We start from the raw sequence: 13433 nt of genomic DNA, 5'->3' as shown, positions 1-13433 counted from the left end.
CCCGTGTTCCCCGCTCAAGTACTCATGCAATAGCGTAATGCTGCACTTGCAGCAACGGACAGCTTGTCTCAGCGTTGAAAATGCACGATTTTTGCCGACTGACCCAAGGTCAACTTCCTGTTTTTGAAACGCTTTCCTGTTTCCAGGGGGCAGCGACACTTGGCGCGCCAAACAGGTAGCCTTGCAGGCAATCCACGCCGCTGGACGACAAAAACGCGGCGTCGTCTTGTGTTTCAACCGATTCGGCGGTGATCAGAATTTCAAATTCACGGGCGACAGCGATCAGAGCGCGCACCAGTGTCTGATTGTCGGGGTTGTTGCTGATCCCCCTGACAAACTGCCCATCAATCTTGGCGGCATCGAACAAGAACTCGCGAAAATGGCGAAAGCAAAAATTACTGGCACCGAAATCGTCCAATGCAAAGGCAATGCCGCGATCCTGCAAGCGGTCCATGAAATCGATGACCAGTTCCGGCACTTGCATGGCTGAACTTTCCGAAATTTCTAGGATTAGCCGCTCGCCCAGTGCGGCGTCACGCTTTAAGAACCGATCCAGGGTCGCCGACCACCTAGAATACCCGATCGAGCGGGCGGACATATTGATCGAAAGCCTAATCCCGGGGTTTCTCACCAGTGTGCGCAACCCAAATTCCAGCGCAACGCAATCCAGATCCCGGCCAATCGGGGTGTTTTCGAGTTGCGGCATGAACTCTCGGGCGGGAATAACCCGCCCTGTTTCGTCCAGCACACGAATGAACCCTTCATAAAACGCAACACTATTGGGGGCGTTTGCCTGCACGACCGGTTGAAATGCCAGCTTGCACTGTTTGTGCTTCACCGCTTCGGTTGCCATCTGCACAATAGAACGATCGCGAGTCGACACCGCAGCGTTCAGAGGGCTTTCTGACCCATCGGGCACATTAAGTTGTTTCTTGTTTCCCATAGCGCCGATTCCCATCAGCCCGTGACAGACGGTATGTCCGGGGCAGGTGTTTCGACACAGTTTCGGGGTAAACAGATGAATCTGCGGTTAAGGAGCCAGCAGATTCAGGATTTATCGAGAGACGCTCCATGCGCGGGCAAGGGACGACGCTGCGCTCAGCACCGCTCCTACTACGCCTGTAACCATCAAAGCAAAGCCCAAGGCGATCCATGCCGGTGCAGTGCTGTTCAACGCTGTAATCATCGCGAGCAAAAGGCCGGACAAACCGACATAGGTTGAAATGACTGCCAAACGGTTCATGCCGACCCTCGTTCACTCTTTGACTACAGATGAGTGTCGATATGGCCCCCAAAGCCTGAATTTCAAGAGCGAAGGGTGTGCGCTCGCTGGTGTCAGACCCGCTCTGCCTGTCCAGTGGGCAGTTTTTCGTCGAAACGCTCAAACCCGGGCGTTCCGCTATCTTCCGGATGGCGGACCAGGTGTTTGGCTTTGATCTGTTCCGAGCTGTCGCGGCTGCCATCGTGGCTGTATCCCGGCGGGGCAAAGCAATACCCAAGCCGTTGACGTAGTGTCAGACCGGGCTGGGTCGCGTCACGCCAGATGCCGACCCATTCGTGAAAGGCGACGCGCAACGGGTTGAATGTGCCGATATTGTGAACAAGTCCGAAATCGACACGGTCGTTTTCCTGCTCTGGGACAAAGGTTCCGAACATCTTGTCCCAGATGATGAAGACGCCTGCATAATTGCAATCCAGATAGCGCGCATTCCGGCCGTGATGCGCGCGGTGATGGCTGGGCGTGTTCATAATGGCTTCGAACCAGCGGGGCATCTTTCCGATGGCCTCGGTGTGAATCCAGAACTGATAGATCAGGTTCAATCCACCGACAAACAGGACCATGGCCGGATGGAACCCGATCAGGATCAATGGTGCGCGCACGACCATCATCAGCGTGAAAGTATAAGTCCACGGCTGCCGCAAAGCGGTGGTCAGGTTGTAATGCTGTGAGCTGTGGTGATTGACGTGGTTTGCCCAAACCCAGCGGATGCGGTGGCCAAAACGGTGCACCCAGTAGTAGCGGAAATCGTCCAGCACAAAGCACAGAATGATCACCGGGATCGACGTGCCGAGATCCAGCGGTGTGATCTGCCACAGCCACATGAAAAAGCCATAGGCAATGAAGCCCAGCAGAAACCCGGACGCGATATTACCTGCGCCCATGATGAGCGAGGTTACTGCATCACGCGTTTCGTATCTCCCGCCTTTGCCTTTGACGGCGATCCACAAGAATTCCGCCAAAATCGCGGCCACAAAAAAGGGAACCGCCCACTGAACGGCATCGGGGAAACTGATCTGGTCGGTCATTCGGGCTCCATCAGGTGACGCCAGTGGGCGCGCTCTATTTCGTCCAGGTGGATAAGAGTGCCGGGGGTGCCGAAGTCGTGAAACTGGATTTCAAAGCCTTCGGGGTGTTCGATCCAATCGAAATCCAGCAAGTGCCGGGCCACAGTGTCGGCACCGAAGGACCACAGCAGCCCTGCGCCGGTTTCGGTACGCACCAGTGCCGCGTGGCGGTCATTCGAGATCGTAACATCAATGATGGTGTCGTCCGGTGCATGCCGCAGCCATTGCGCGCGTGCGGTTTCGGGTGTCAGCACAAAAGGCTCTGAACGGCCCGTCAGATGCAAAAGCAATGTGATTCCGGCGATTCCTCCGACCACCAGAACCAATAGTATTTCCAACGGCATCCCATCCTCCTGCGGACACCCTGCAAAGACGCGTTGGGGCTGTCAAAGGTGGCGTTGCGTCAGGTACGTTCCAGACGTTCCAGAACTTCGTACTGAACAACACGTTGGACAAAGGGCACCAGCCCATCAGGGCCTGATGCCCGATCCTTAAGGTGAATGCATATATCCGGACGACGGGCGGCAATGATGCCAACCATCTCTCCGCGAATCGTGTCATCCAGACCTGCCCCCAAAATGGCGCAGGTGATCCGAGGTTCGGCATCCAACTGCTTTCGAACTTCGTCGGTATCATGCGCGCCCAGCCATTGAATCGGCAAGTGATCCAGTTGTCTGGCCTCATCGCCGATCACGTTTGGCAGCTTCCCAATCAAAAGAACCACCGGTTTCATCGCAGCCTCCTTCCCACAAGGTTACAAACGAAAACCGACCCATTTGGGCCGGTTTAAGTGTAGCACAAACAGGGGAAAGCTGCGCAGGCGTCAGCTATTGGCTTCCACAAGCGTCGAAATAATTGCTTTGGCGCTGTCCGAATTCCATTCAGCATCGCCAATCAGGCGGGCAATTTCCTGACCTTCAGGGTCCAGGATGACTGTAATGGGCAGCGCGATCACGCCGAATTCCCGTGCAGCAGCCGAGCTTGGGTCCTGATGACGCGGGAGGTTTTCGATGCCATTTTCTTCAAAGAACTTGGTGATCCCGGCAGGAGAGTTGCGACCGGTGGCCAGTGTCAGGACCTGAAACTTGTCGCCTCCGAACTCTTCCTGAAGCTCCGCGATCTGAGGCATTTCCTTGCGGCACGGCGCGCACCATGTGGCCCAGAAGTTCAGCAGCACATACTTGCCCTCGTAGTCCGCAAGCGTACCGACACCGCCATCATCTTCCAACTGGAATTCGATGGATTTGGCGGGTTTCGGTTCCTTGTGCAGGATCAGGCGTTTCAGGCTGTTTTCCCGCAGGGGGGCAAGCGTTTCCGCATCGGTCGCTAAAGCGGCGTTTGCACCCAGCGCAAGGGCCATATAAAGGGGGATCAGACGAAATAGGCGCATATCAACTCCGGGTTTTCTTACATGACCGATCAATCCTCGAACCAGATGTGGGGCGGCCGCTTTGCCGCCGGTCCAGACGCGATCATGGAGGCAATCAATGCCTCGATCGGGTTCGATCAGCGGATGGCAGCCCAGGACATCGCAGGCTCGCGCGCCCATGCCGCCATGCTGGCTGCCACAGGCGTCATAAGTGATAGTGACGCCGAGGCTATTCGGGAAGGGCTGCTCACCGTTTTGTCAGAAATCCAGAACGGGGAATTTCAGTTTTCGACGGCGCTGGAAGACATTCACATGAATGTCGAGGCACGCCTGAAAGAGGTAATTGGCGAGCCCGCTGGCCGTTTGCACACGGGTCGTTCGCGCAATGATCAGGTGGCGACCGATTTCAAACTTTGGGTGCGGGATCAGTTGGACGCGGCGGAATCGGGCCTTTTGGCCCTGATCCGCGCGCTTTTGGCGCAGGCCCAGGCCGGGGCCGATTGGGTGATGCCCGGTTTCACGCACCTGCAAACCGCGCAGCCGGTAACATGGGGCCACCATATGATGGCCTATGTCGAAATGTTTGGCCGGGACCTGTCCCGCGTTCGCGACGCCCGTGCGCGCATGAATGAATCTCCGCTGGGTGCTGCGGCACTGGCCGGAACGTCGTTCCCAATTGACCGCCACATGACGGCCGAAGCGCTGGGCTTCGACCGCCCTGCCGCAAACTCGTTGGATGCTGTCAGCGACCGGGATTTCGCGTTGGAGTTCTTGTCGACCGCGTCGATCTGCGCCGTCCACCTGTCTCGTTTTGCCGAGGAACTTGTGATCTGGTCCTCGGCCCAATTCCGTTTTGTGACACTGTCCGACCGCTTCTCGACCGGCTCATCGATCATGCCGCAGAAGAAGAACCCCGACGCGGCCGAGCTGATCCGCGCCAAGGTGGGGCGTATCTATGGGGCCAGCACCGCGCTGATGATGGTGATGAAGGGCCTACCGCTGGCCTATTCCAAGGACATGCAGGAAGACAAAGAACAGGTCTTTGACGCTGCGGACAATTGGATGCTGGCTCTGGCGGCGATGGAGGGCATGGTCAAGGATATGACCGCCAATCAAGATAGCCTGGCTGCTGCTGCCGGGTCTGGATTCTCGACTGCGACCGATTTGGCCGACTGGCTGGTAAGGGTTCTGGGCCTGCCGTTCCGAGATGCGCACCGTGTAACCGGGTCGCTGGTGGCCATGGCCGAAAGCAAAGGCTGCGATCTGCCTGACCTGACGCTGGAGGACATGCAATCGGTTCACGCGGAAATCACCGATGACGTCTATTCTGTTCTTACCGTGCAAAACTCGGTAAACTCGCGCCAGTCTTACGGCGGCACGGCCCCCGATCAGGTGCGTGCCCAGATCGAACGATGGAAGGCGATGGTGTGATGACAGCTGTTCGTGTGGTGGCGATCGTGGTATCCGGCCTGATACTGGCCGGATGCGGGGCCGATGGTGAGCCGTCGCAGCCCACAGCAGTTCAACCAACGGCCAGCGCGACGATTGGGGTCGGTACCAGCGGGACTTATGTTGCAGGGGGTGTTGGCCTTAGCCGTGGGCCGCTGGGTATTTATCTGGGGTTCTGAACCCTTTTGCATTGTACACTCGGGCCCAATACCCCAATTAGGGCGCGTGCAAAAACGCGTCGATCCTCTCAACGAAAAGACACTGACATGAGAACAGTTGGACTGATTTTGGCATTTGCGGCGCTGGCGGCATGTGAACCCTCATCCGCGCGACGCCCCGAACCTTCGGCAGAACCCAAGCAATCTGGCAGCGGTATTTCAATCTCTGGCTACGGCCGTGTGGGTGTTTCCACCTCAAATTAACAAGGACGCTGAGTGCGGAATCCATTGATCCGCAGTCGCCTTCTGGTCTAAGCGCGCGGGTATGGATCATTTTCTCTACCGCGACGGCGCGCTTTTCGCCGAGGATGTCCCTGTTTCCGAAATCGCTGCAGCGGTCGGAACCCCTTTTTACGTCTATTCGACGGCGACACTGCTGCGGCACTTCAAGCTGTTTGATGATGCGCTGGACGGCACTGATCATCTGGTTTGCTACGCGATGAAAGCGGCCAGCAACCAGGCCATTTTGAAGACACTGGCGCAAGCGGGTGCAGGTATGGATGTGGTCTCGGGCGGGGAGTATTTGCGCGCCAAAGCTGCAGGCGTTCCAGGCAACAAGATCGTCTTTTCGGGTGTTGGCAAAACGGCGGACGAGATTCGCACCGCGCTGACAGGTGGAATCCGCCAGTTCAACGTCGAATCCGAGCCAGAGATGGACGTGATCAACGCGGTCGCACTAGAGCTGGGCGTTGTTGCGCCGATCACTGTTCGGGTGAACCCTGACGTGGATGCCAAGACCCACGCCAAGATCGCGACCGGCAAGTCCGAAAACAAGTTCGGCATTCCGATTGCGCGCGCCTCCGAGGTCTATGCACATGCCGCCAGCCTGCCGGGGCTGGAGGTGATCGGCATCGACGTCCATATCGGTTCGCAATTGACCGAACTTGAGCCGTTCGAGTTGGCCTATTCCAAGGTTGCCGAACTGACCGAACAGTTGCGCGCTGAAGGTCACAACATCCGCCGCCTCGATCTTGGCGGCGGGTTGGGCATCCCCTACACCCGTTCGAATGACGCGCCGCCGTTGCCGGTGGAATATGGCGCACTGATCAAGAAGACACTCGGACATCTAGATTGTGAGATCGAGATAGAACCGGGCCGCCTGATCGCGGGCAATGCTGGGTTGATGGTCAGCAAGGTGATTTACGTGAAGTCTGGCGAAGGTCGGGATTTCCTGATCCTGGACGGGGCCATGAACGATCTGATCCGCCCGGCGATGTACGAGGCGCATCACGACATCGTTGCGGTACAGGAACCGGCAGCTGGGGTTGAGCAGCAACCCTATGACATCGTGGGCCCCGTGTGCGAATCGGGTGATACCTTTGCCAAGCAGCGCAATATGCCGCCTTTGAGATCAGGGGATCTGATCGCCTTCCGCAGCGCAGGCGCGTACGGAGCGGTTATGGCCAGCGAATACAACACCCGCCCGCTGATCCCCGAAGTTTTGGTGAATGGTGATCAATTTGCAGTCATTCGTGAACGGCCAAGCTTTGACGAAATCATAAACCGCGATACCATACCTTCGTGGCTCTGATGCGATAACCGCGCGGGCCCAACCCCGGAGGCCCGCCGTGACCAACAGATCAAACCTGCCCATTCCGCGCCTGTCCTTGTGGTTGACCCACATGGGCATGGTGGCTGAACAGGTATTGCGTGCGTTCTGGCCGCTGTTCTCGATCCTGATGGTCCTGCTTGCGGCGCTGATGCTGGGTCTGCAAGACCAATTTGCCGTTGAGGTCGTTTGGGGCGCGGGCGCGCTGTCGTTGATTTCGATCGTTGTGGCGGGTGTTTGGGGGCTGAAAAGAGTTAGCCTGCCGTCTCGTGCAGATGCGCTCATGCGGTTGGATGAGACGCTGCCCGGTCGCCCGATACAAGCCTTGATGGATGATCAAGCGATTGGGTCCACAGATCAGGACTCGGTCGCACTGTGGCAGGCCCACAAACACCGGATGGCGCAGCGCGCCGCAACTGCTGCACCCGCCAAACCTGACTTGCGGCTGGCGTCGCGTGATCCTTACGCGTTGCGCTATGCAGCGCTGTTGGCTTTTGTGGTGGCGGTTCTCTTCGGCTCATTATGGCGCGTAGGTTCGGTGGCCGATATGGCGCCGGGAACCGCAAATGCGGGACAAGGCCCGACCTGGGAAGGTTGGGTTGAACCCCCTAGATACACCGGCCTGCCAACGCTGTATCTTGCGGATCAAGCCGATACAGAGCTGTCAGTCCCCAAAGGCAGCCGCATTACCTTGCGGATGTATGGTGAGGTCGGCGCACATAGCCTGACCGAGAACAGTTCGACTTTGGGGACTGAGGCTGCAATCGATCCCGAACAGGAGTTCGTGGCTGAACGTTCAGGCCAAATGCGCATTGATGGCCCTGCAGGCCGCGAATGGGCCGTGCAGGTCATCGACGATGCAACACCAAAGATCGCCGTTGCCGGATCTGCCAAAGCCGAGGCGGGCGGGCAAATGAAGCTGCCCTATGTCGCCAGCGACGATTATGGCGTAGTCTCGGGATCAGCCCGGATCGAACTGGATCTGGCGGCGGTGGATCGCCGTCATGGCCTGACGATCAAGCCTGAGCCGCGAGAGGTGATTGAGATCGAATTGCCAATGCCGATCACCGGTGACCGTGCGGATTTCAGCGAAGATCTGATCGAAGATTTTTCACAGCACCCCTGGGCCCATTTGCCAGTGAAGATCACATTGATGGCCGTGGATGCGGCAGATCAGCAGTCGGCGTCCGAGCCTTTTATGACTGCCTTGCCAGCCCGTCGATTCTTTGACCCGCTGGCGGCAGCGGTGATCGAACAGCGGCGTGATCTGCTATGGTCGCGGTCCAATACGCCGCGCGTGGCGCAGCTGTTGCGGGCTGTCTCTCATCTGCCAGAGGATCTGTTTCGGTCGGACACTGCTTACCTGCGCTTGCGGGTGGCCTTACGGCGGCTGGAAGCCTTCCAGACCTACGGAGCGCTGAACCCGGAGCAGCAGGAAGAGATCGCGCAAGCCCTGTGGGAGCTTGCCGTGTTGATCGAGGATGGCACCTTGGCGGACGCATTGGAACGTATGCGGCGCGCACAAGAGCGTTTGACCGAAGCGATGCAAAACGGGGCCAGCGACGAAGAAATCGCCGAGCTTATGCAAGAATTGCGCGAAGCGACGCAAGATTACCTGCAGCAGCTACAACGTCTTGCTCAGCAGAATGGTCAGGAAGGCGAAAACCAGCCCGGACAGAGCGGTGAATCCCTGCAGATGACGCAGGACGACCTGCAGCGCATGATGGACCGCATTCAGGAGCTGATGGAGCAAGGTCGGATGGCCGAGGCCCAGCAGGCGCTGGAAGAGTTCCAGCAGATGATGGAAAACATGCGCGTGACCCAGGGCCAGGGGCAAGGCCAACAATCCGAAGGGCAGCAGGCGATGGAAGGTCTGGCTGAAACCCTGCGCGAACAGCAAGGTCTGAGCGATCAGGCGTTCCGCGACTTGCAGGAACAGTTCAACCCCGGTGCGCAATCCGGTGAAAGTCAGGGCAATGAAGGCCGCAATGGCGGGCTCGGCCGGGGTCAAAGCCACGAAGGTCAGGGTGGTCAGGGCCAAGGCTCGGATCAGGCCGGAGAGGGCGAGCAGGGGCAGGGATCACTGGCGGACCGTCAGCAGGCCCTGCGCAATGAACTGAACCGCCAGCAGCAAAATCTGCCCGGCGCCGGTACACCTGAAGGTGACGCGGCCCGGGATGCGCTTGGCCGCGCCGGTCGCGCCATGGACGAGGCAGAACAGGCCCTGCGCGGGGATGATCTGGCCGAAGCCATTGATAGGCAGTCCGAAGCCATGGAAGCGCTGCGCGAGGGGATGCGCTCATTGGGAGAGGCCATGGCCCAGAACCAGCAAAACCAGCCGGGTCAGGGTACACAGGAAGGCGAGGCGCAAGCCAAAAATCGCGATCCTCTGGGCCGCAACCCGGGGGCCGGTGGTTCGATCTCAACCGACGAAAACCTGCTGCAGGGCGAAGACGTTTATCGCCGGGCGCGCGAGTTACTGGATGAAATCCGCCGCCGGACCGGAGAAACGGACCGCCCCGAGATTGAGTTGGAATACCTCAAGCGTCTGTTGGAGCGGTTTTAACTTCAGTTCTGAGCGCCAGCCTGAGCTTCAAGCCAGATCCGTGCCTGATCTACCAGCGACACATACGAGCTGAGCAGTGGGTCGGCCTGTGGCACGGCTTCACCTATCTGCTGCGCGTTGCCGTAGATCAGATACAGAACCACACCGATGATCAGCATCAGCGCAAATCCGCGCAGGAATCCGCCTGATTTGCGCGGGGCGGGTCCTGCGTCTTCTGTCTCATCCGTGCGCATACTGGAATTGATCGCCTCGACATCCGGAAGCGCATCTTTTTGACCAGCGTCAACAGCGGTCTCCGAGGCGGCTGGTCGCTTGGGCTTGACCTTGGGCTCTGGCGGTTGATCCAATCCCAAATCGGGCTGGCTTTCCAGGTTGCTGCCTTCCTGCGCACGCAACTCCGCCTCACGCTCGGCTTCTTCTTTAAGAATATTGGCAACTGACGGATCGACGTTGCCCGTAGATGCCGAAGTGTCCGCAACGTCAGAGGTGACCGCTTCTGTGGTCTCAGGCTCTTCTGTCGGCTGATCCGCCGCTTCAACCTGTTCCTGTTCCTGTTCCTGTTCCTGTTCCGGCGCTTCGGCGTCTTCGACTGGCGCGGTTACAGATCCTTCAGGGTGCTTCGGCTGAAACCAGGTCTGATCGCAGTTGGAACACTGCACGTCACGACCTTCCTCGGGGATAACCTCGTCAGGAACTTCGTACTGCGCACCGCAATTCGGACATGTAAGACGCATGCTGCCTCCCCGGCCGGGCGATGGGCCGATAATAGTTTTTTCAGGGATGATATTCCGTTAAGACCCGTCAGCAAAGGGCGTTTTCGGTTTCATGGGCCAAGTGTCACCAATTGGACTCGGTAGAGCCATTGAATCCGCCACCCTGCTCGGGCAAGAAGAGCGGCAAATAAAGGGGGCACGTGTGATCGAGCTGGAAAATGTCAGCTACACCTATGGTGGCGGCGAGTTGCTGAGCGACGTCTCGGTTCAATTGCAGCCGGGGTCGTTTCATTTTCTGACCGGCCCGTCCGGGGCGGGCAAAACAACGCTGCTGAAACTGTGTTATGGGGCCCTGCTGCCAACCTCGGGGCGTCTGAGCGTATTTGATCAGGACATTTCCTCACTTGACCGGGATCAACTGGCTGTGCTGCGTCGTCGTGTCGGTGTCGTACATCAGGATTGTCAGTTCTTGGACCATATGACGCTTGCGGAAAACGTGGCTTTGCCGCTGATGGTGTCCGGGCGATCTGAAACGTCAGAACAGGACAATCTGAACGAATTGCTCAGTTGGGTGGGGCTTGGCGCGCGGCTCGAAGCACACCCGCCTGAATTGTCCGGAGGCGAACGTCAGCGCGCTGCCTTGGCCCGCGCTGTCATCCTGTCGCCTGATGTTGTCTTGGCGGACGAGCCCACTGGCAATGTGGATTGGGAAATGTCCCAACGTCTGCTACGCCTGCTGATCGAGTTGAACCGCATGGGCAAGACGGTCTTGATTGCAACCCATGACATGAGCCTGATCCGCGCGGCCAAAAGCCAGGTTCAGGCACGCGTATTGCGCATCTCTCAGCGCAAGCTGCATCTGGCGGGGGCCGACCTATGACCAGAGCTGAGGTAAACACCCTGCTGCGTGGCGATTCGCGGGCGAACCGTGTCGTTCCGCCAACCGGATACACCGCTCATCTGACTTTGTTTGTTGCCGGGGCGATGGCATTTCTGGTGGTGTTTGCACTGGCGTTGGCGCTTGCGTCTGGCCGGATCGCCAACCGTTGGGCCTCGGAACTGGCGGGAGCGGCCACCTTGAGGATCAATGCCCCCGCAGAGCAGCTTGCTGCGCAGACTGAAGCAGCCTTGTCGGTGCTCAGCCAGACACCTGGCGTCGCGTCTGCTCGCGCCTTAAGTGCCGAGGAACAGGCCGCGCTTTTGTCGCCGTGGTTCGGACCGGACCTGCCTTTGGATAGTTTGCCCATCCCGCAGCTCATCGAAATCACCGAAGGTGAACCGGGAATGGATGTGGCGGGTCTGCGTTTGCGTCTGGGAGCCGAAGTGCCGGGCGCGGTGCTGGATGATCATACGCGTTGGCGTGAACCTCTTGTCGAGGCGGCTATGTCGCTACGGCGTTTGGGGTGGATCTCGATCCTGCTGATCGGGGGGGCGACCGCCGCCATGATCACGCTTGCGGCAAATGCGTCTCTGGCGGCGAATGCTCAGATCATCGAGGTGTTGCGTCTGGTTGGCGCACGCGACAGATTTATCGCCGGGGCTTTTGTCCGGCGCTTTACCTATCGCGCCTTTTTCGGCGCCTTTGTTGGGACCTTGCTGGGTATGACGGGCGTTTTGTTGCTGCCCGAAGCCTCGGATGCCGGCGGCTTTCTCAGCGGGGTGGGCTTTCAGGGCACCGATTGGCTGCTGCCAATTCTCATCCCCATTCTTGGCGCGGCTGTCGCCTTTTTCGCCACCTGGGCTGCGGCCCGACGCAAGTTGAAGGAACTTTCCTGATGTTCAAAGCCGTTCAGTGGGTGCGCTCTTTGGTCTTTATGATCGTGATCTACGCCTGGATGCTGATCCTTGGCATTGTATTTCTGCCTTACGCCCTGTTCTCGAAACTCGGGGCTCTGAGGGCGTGTAAAACGTACGCACACAGCACCATGTGGCTGGCCAGTTGGATGGTGGGTATTCGGTGCGAGGTTCGGGGCACCGCGCCAACCAATGAAGTGGTCGTGGGTGCCAAGCATCAGTCGTTCCTTGATATCATCATGATCTTCAGCGCTATTCCCCATGGGAAGTTCATCATGAAGCGTGAACTCCTGTTTACACCGGTCATCGGAATGTATGCCCGTCGGCTTGGCTGTATTCCGGTCAATCGCGGCAAGCGCGGCGCAGCGGTTGCGAAGATGGTTAAGGACGTGGCGAAAGAGTTTTCAGAACCTGGGCAACTGGTGATCTACCCTCAAGGCACGCGCGTCGCACCAGGGGTTAAGAAACCGTACAAGATCGGTACAGCCGTTCTTTATGAAGGTCTCGGAGTTCCCTGTGTGCCAGTGGCTACAAATGCCGGAGTGTTTTGGCCCCGGACCGGGGTCATGCGCAAACCCGGCCTCGCGATCGTGGATTTTCTTGAGCCAATTGAACCCGGGGTTGAGCGGGAAGATTTTCTTGGTCGATTGGAAGATGTGATTGAAACACGCTCGAATGAACTGATGCGCGAAGTGGGGTTTGATCCTGATGGACACCATTGACGACATTGCAACGCTGGAAACCCACTATGGGAAACCCGGCGCACCATCTTTGCGTAAGGTCGTTCGTCATCTGACACCATTGTATCGCAAATGGATTATGGCATCGCGCCTTTGTGTGCTCAGTACCGTCGGTCCGGAAGGCGTGGACGGCAGCCCGCGTGGCGATGATGGCCCGGTTGTGCTGGAATTGGACCCGCGAACACTGGCCATGCCAGATTGGCGTGGCAACAACCGTTTGGATTCCCTGCGGAACATCGTGCGCGACCCACGTGTTTCATTGATGTTTTTCGTACCCGGATCGAACACAGTCATTCGATTGAACGGAACCGCAAAACTCACGGCTGACGAAGAGCTACGCGCCCGGTTTGAAAAACATGGCAAGAGCCCGGCGACCGTTATTCTGATTGAGATCAGCGAAATTTACAGCCAATGCGCGCGCGCTTTGATGCGGGCTCGAACCTGGACCAGCGAGGATGAAAGCGCGCAGCTTCCAACCGTGGGCGAGCTGCTTGCCGAGGCATCCGGCGACGACGAAGGTGGCGCACATTATGATGCGGAATGGCATGGGCGCGCCCGGAAAACCATGTGGTAACAGCGGTTCTGCCCTGCCACACCTGTTCTGGAAAACTATGAGCCAGACAAAGTCGGGATCCCCCGCTTCATCTGGCTCAAAATACCTCGGAGCGCGAGGCAGAGCCTCGCAATAC

The 13433-nt window shown here is 58.3% G+C and carries 16 protein-coding genes; 9 read left to right on the top strand and 7 right to left on the bottom strand.

Features of this window, described 5'->3' with window-relative positions:
* Nucleotides 1-109: 109 nt before the first annotated feature.
* The 6 genes from GOV90_RS15610 to GOV90_RS15585 form a co-directional block, all read right to left on the bottom strand.
* Nucleotides 110-943: an EAL domain-containing protein gene (locus tag GOV90_RS15610; RefSeq protein ID WP_171093724.1), complete on the bottom strand. Its 834-nt coding sequence runs from the start codon at nt 941-943 to the stop codon at nt 110-112.
* Nucleotides 944-1054: 111 nt separating this feature from the next.
* Entirely contained in the window at nt 1055-1243 is a 189-nt protein-coding gene (locus GOV90_RS15605; protein ID WP_171093722.1) for a hypothetical protein, read from the bottom strand.
* Nucleotides 1244-1335: 92 nt separating this feature from the next.
* The gene (locus GOV90_RS15600) at nt 1336-2307 is read right to left on the bottom strand and encodes a sterol desaturase family protein (protein WP_171093720.1); all 972 of its coding nucleotides are present in this window, start codon (nt 2305-2307) and stop codon (nt 1336-1338) included.
* The gene (locus GOV90_RS15595; protein ID WP_171093718.1) at nt 2304-2690 is read right to left on the bottom strand and encodes a hypothetical protein; all 387 of its coding nucleotides are present in this window, start codon (nt 2688-2690) and stop codon (nt 2304-2306) included. The genes GOV90_RS15600 and GOV90_RS15595 overlap by 4 nt, the downstream gene beginning before the upstream one ends.
* 59 nt (nt 2691-2749) lie before the next feature.
* Nucleotides 2750-3079 carry a hypothetical protein gene (locus GOV90_RS15590; RefSeq protein WP_171093717.1) on the bottom strand — a complete coding sequence of 110 codons (330 nt, stop codon included), beginning with the start codon at nt 3077-3079 and terminating at the stop codon, nt 2750-2752.
* Between the two features lie 90 nt (nt 3080-3169).
* Nucleotides 3170-3736, bottom strand: coding sequence for a TlpA disulfide reductase family protein (locus GOV90_RS15585; RefSeq protein WP_171093715.1), 567 nt, complete (start codon nt 3734-3736; stop codon nt 3170-3172).
* A 21-nt stretch (nt 3737-3757) separates the two neighbouring features.
* Here GOV90_RS15585 and argH point away from each other — a divergent pair, with 21 nt between their 5' ends.
* From argH to GOV90_RS15560, 5 genes are all read left to right on the top strand, one after another.
* Nucleotides 3758-5146 carry an argininosuccinate lyase gene (argH, locus tag GOV90_RS15580; protein ID WP_171093713.1) on the top strand — a complete coding sequence of 463 codons (1389 nt, stop codon included), beginning with the start codon at nt 3758-3760 and terminating at the stop codon, nt 5144-5146.
* Complete coding sequence (locus GOV90_RS15575; protein WP_171093711.1) at nt 5146-5343, top strand: argininosuccinate lyase; 198 nt, start codon at nt 5146-5148, stop codon at nt 5341-5343. Before argH ends, GOV90_RS15575 begins: the two co-directional genes overlap by 1 nt.
* An 87-nt stretch (nt 5344-5430) precedes the next feature.
* Complete coding sequence (locus GOV90_RS15570; protein WP_171093710.1) at nt 5431-5586, top strand: hypothetical protein; 156 nt, start codon at nt 5431-5433, stop codon at nt 5584-5586.
* A gap of 61 nt (nt 5587-5647) precedes the next feature.
* Complete coding sequence (lysA, locus tag GOV90_RS15565) at nt 5648-6913, top strand: diaminopimelate decarboxylase (RefSeq protein WP_171093708.1); 1266 nt, start codon at nt 5648-5650, stop codon at nt 6911-6913.
* Between the two features lie 91 nt (nt 6914-7004).
* A complete protein-coding gene (locus tag GOV90_RS15560; RefSeq protein ID WP_171105556.1) occupies nt 7005-9497 on the top strand; it encodes a TIGR02302 family protein in 2493 nt (830 codons plus the stop codon).
* Nucleotides 9498-9499: 2 nt separating this feature from the next.
* Here the strand turns inward: GOV90_RS15560 and GOV90_RS15555 are convergent, their stop codons facing one another.
* Nucleotides 9500-10231: a zinc-ribbon domain-containing protein gene (locus GOV90_RS15555; RefSeq protein WP_171093707.1), complete on the bottom strand. Its 732-nt coding sequence runs from the start codon at nt 10229-10231 to the stop codon at nt 9500-9502.
* Nucleotides 10232-10412: 181 nt separating this feature from the next.
* Between GOV90_RS15555 and GOV90_RS15550 the strand changes: the two genes are divergently transcribed.
* From GOV90_RS15550 to GOV90_RS15535, 4 genes are read left to right on the top strand one after another with little or no spacing between them, the layout of a single operon-like run.
* Entirely contained in the window at nt 10413-11090 is a 678-nt protein-coding gene (locus GOV90_RS15550) for an ATP-binding cassette domain-containing protein (protein ID WP_171093705.1), read from the top strand.
* Nucleotides 11087-11986, top strand: coding sequence for an ABC transporter permease (locus GOV90_RS15545; RefSeq protein ID WP_171093703.1), 900 nt, complete (start codon nt 11087-11089; stop codon nt 11984-11986). The genes GOV90_RS15550 and GOV90_RS15545 overlap by 4 nt, the downstream gene beginning before the upstream one ends.
* On the top strand, nt 11986-12726 hold the full coding sequence (locus tag GOV90_RS15540; RefSeq protein WP_171093701.1) for a 1-acyl-sn-glycerol-3-phosphate acyltransferase: 741 nt from the start codon (nt 11986-11988) through the stop codon (nt 12724-12726). The genes GOV90_RS15545 and GOV90_RS15540 overlap by 1 nt, the downstream gene beginning before the upstream one ends.
* Entirely contained in the window at nt 12713-13318 is a 606-nt protein-coding gene (locus GOV90_RS15535) for a pyridoxamine 5'-phosphate oxidase family protein (protein WP_171093699.1), read from the top strand. Before GOV90_RS15540 ends, GOV90_RS15535 begins: the two co-directional genes overlap by 14 nt.
* Nucleotides 13319-13433 lie beyond the last annotated feature (115 nt).

Source organism: Ruegeria sp. HKCCA5929 (assembly GCF_013034525.1).
GTDB lineage: Bacteria > Pseudomonadota > Alphaproteobacteria > Rhodobacterales > Rhodobacteraceae > Ruegeria.
The sequence above is the reverse complement of the archived record's forward strand: the minus strand, read 5'-3'. Positions and strand labels throughout refer to the sequence as shown.

Coding starts and splice junctions, on each gene's coding strand:
- GOV90_RS15555 (WP_171093707.1), bottom strand. CDS start 10,231: ATGCGTCTTACATGTCCGAATTGCGGTGCGCAGTACGAAGTTCCTGAC.
- argH (WP_171093713.1), top strand. CDS start 3,758: ATGACCGATCAATCCTCGAACCAGATGTGGGGCGGCCGCTTTGCCGCC.
- GOV90_RS15610 (WP_171093724.1), bottom strand. CDS start 943: ATGGGAAACAAGAAACAACTTAATGTGCCCGATGGGTCAGAAAGCCCT.
- GOV90_RS15590 (WP_171093717.1), bottom strand. CDS start 3,079: ATGAAACCGGTGGTTCTTTTGATTGGGAAGCTGCCAAACGTGATCGGC.
- GOV90_RS15600 (WP_171093720.1), bottom strand. CDS start 2,307: ATGACCGACCAGATCAGTTTCCCCGATGCCGTTCAGTGGGCGGTTCCC.
- GOV90_RS15575 (WP_171093711.1), top strand. CDS start 5,146: ATGACAGCTGTTCGTGTGGTGGCGATCGTGGTATCCGGCCTGATACTG.
- lysA (WP_171093708.1), top strand. CDS start 5,648: ATGGATCATTTTCTCTACCGCGACGGCGCGCTTTTCGCCGAGGATGTC.
- GOV90_RS15605 (WP_171093722.1), bottom strand. CDS start 1,243: ATGAACCGTTTGGCAGTCATTTCAACCTATGTCGGTTTGTCCGGCCTT.
- GOV90_RS15540 (WP_171093701.1), top strand. CDS start 11,986: ATGTTCAAAGCCGTTCAGTGGGTGCGCTCTTTGGTCTTTATGATCGTG.
- GOV90_RS15595 (WP_171093718.1), bottom strand. CDS start 2,690: ATGCCGTTGGAAATACTATTGGTTCTGGTGGTCGGAGGAATCGCCGGA.
- GOV90_RS15560 (WP_171105556.1), top strand. CDS start 7,005: ATGGGCATGGTGGCTGAACAGGTATTGCGTGCGTTCTGGCCGCTGTTC.
- GOV90_RS15545 (WP_171093703.1), top strand. CDS start 11,087: ATGACCAGAGCTGAGGTAAACACCCTGCTGCGTGGCGATTCGCGGGCG.
- GOV90_RS15570 (WP_171093710.1), top strand. CDS start 5,431: ATGAGAACAGTTGGACTGATTTTGGCATTTGCGGCGCTGGCGGCATGT.
- GOV90_RS15585 (WP_171093715.1), bottom strand. CDS start 3,736: ATGCGCCTATTTCGTCTGATCCCCCTTTATATGGCCCTTGCGCTGGGT.
- GOV90_RS15535 (WP_171093699.1), top strand. CDS start 12,713: ATGGACACCATTGACGACATTGCAACGCTGGAAACCCACTATGGGAAA.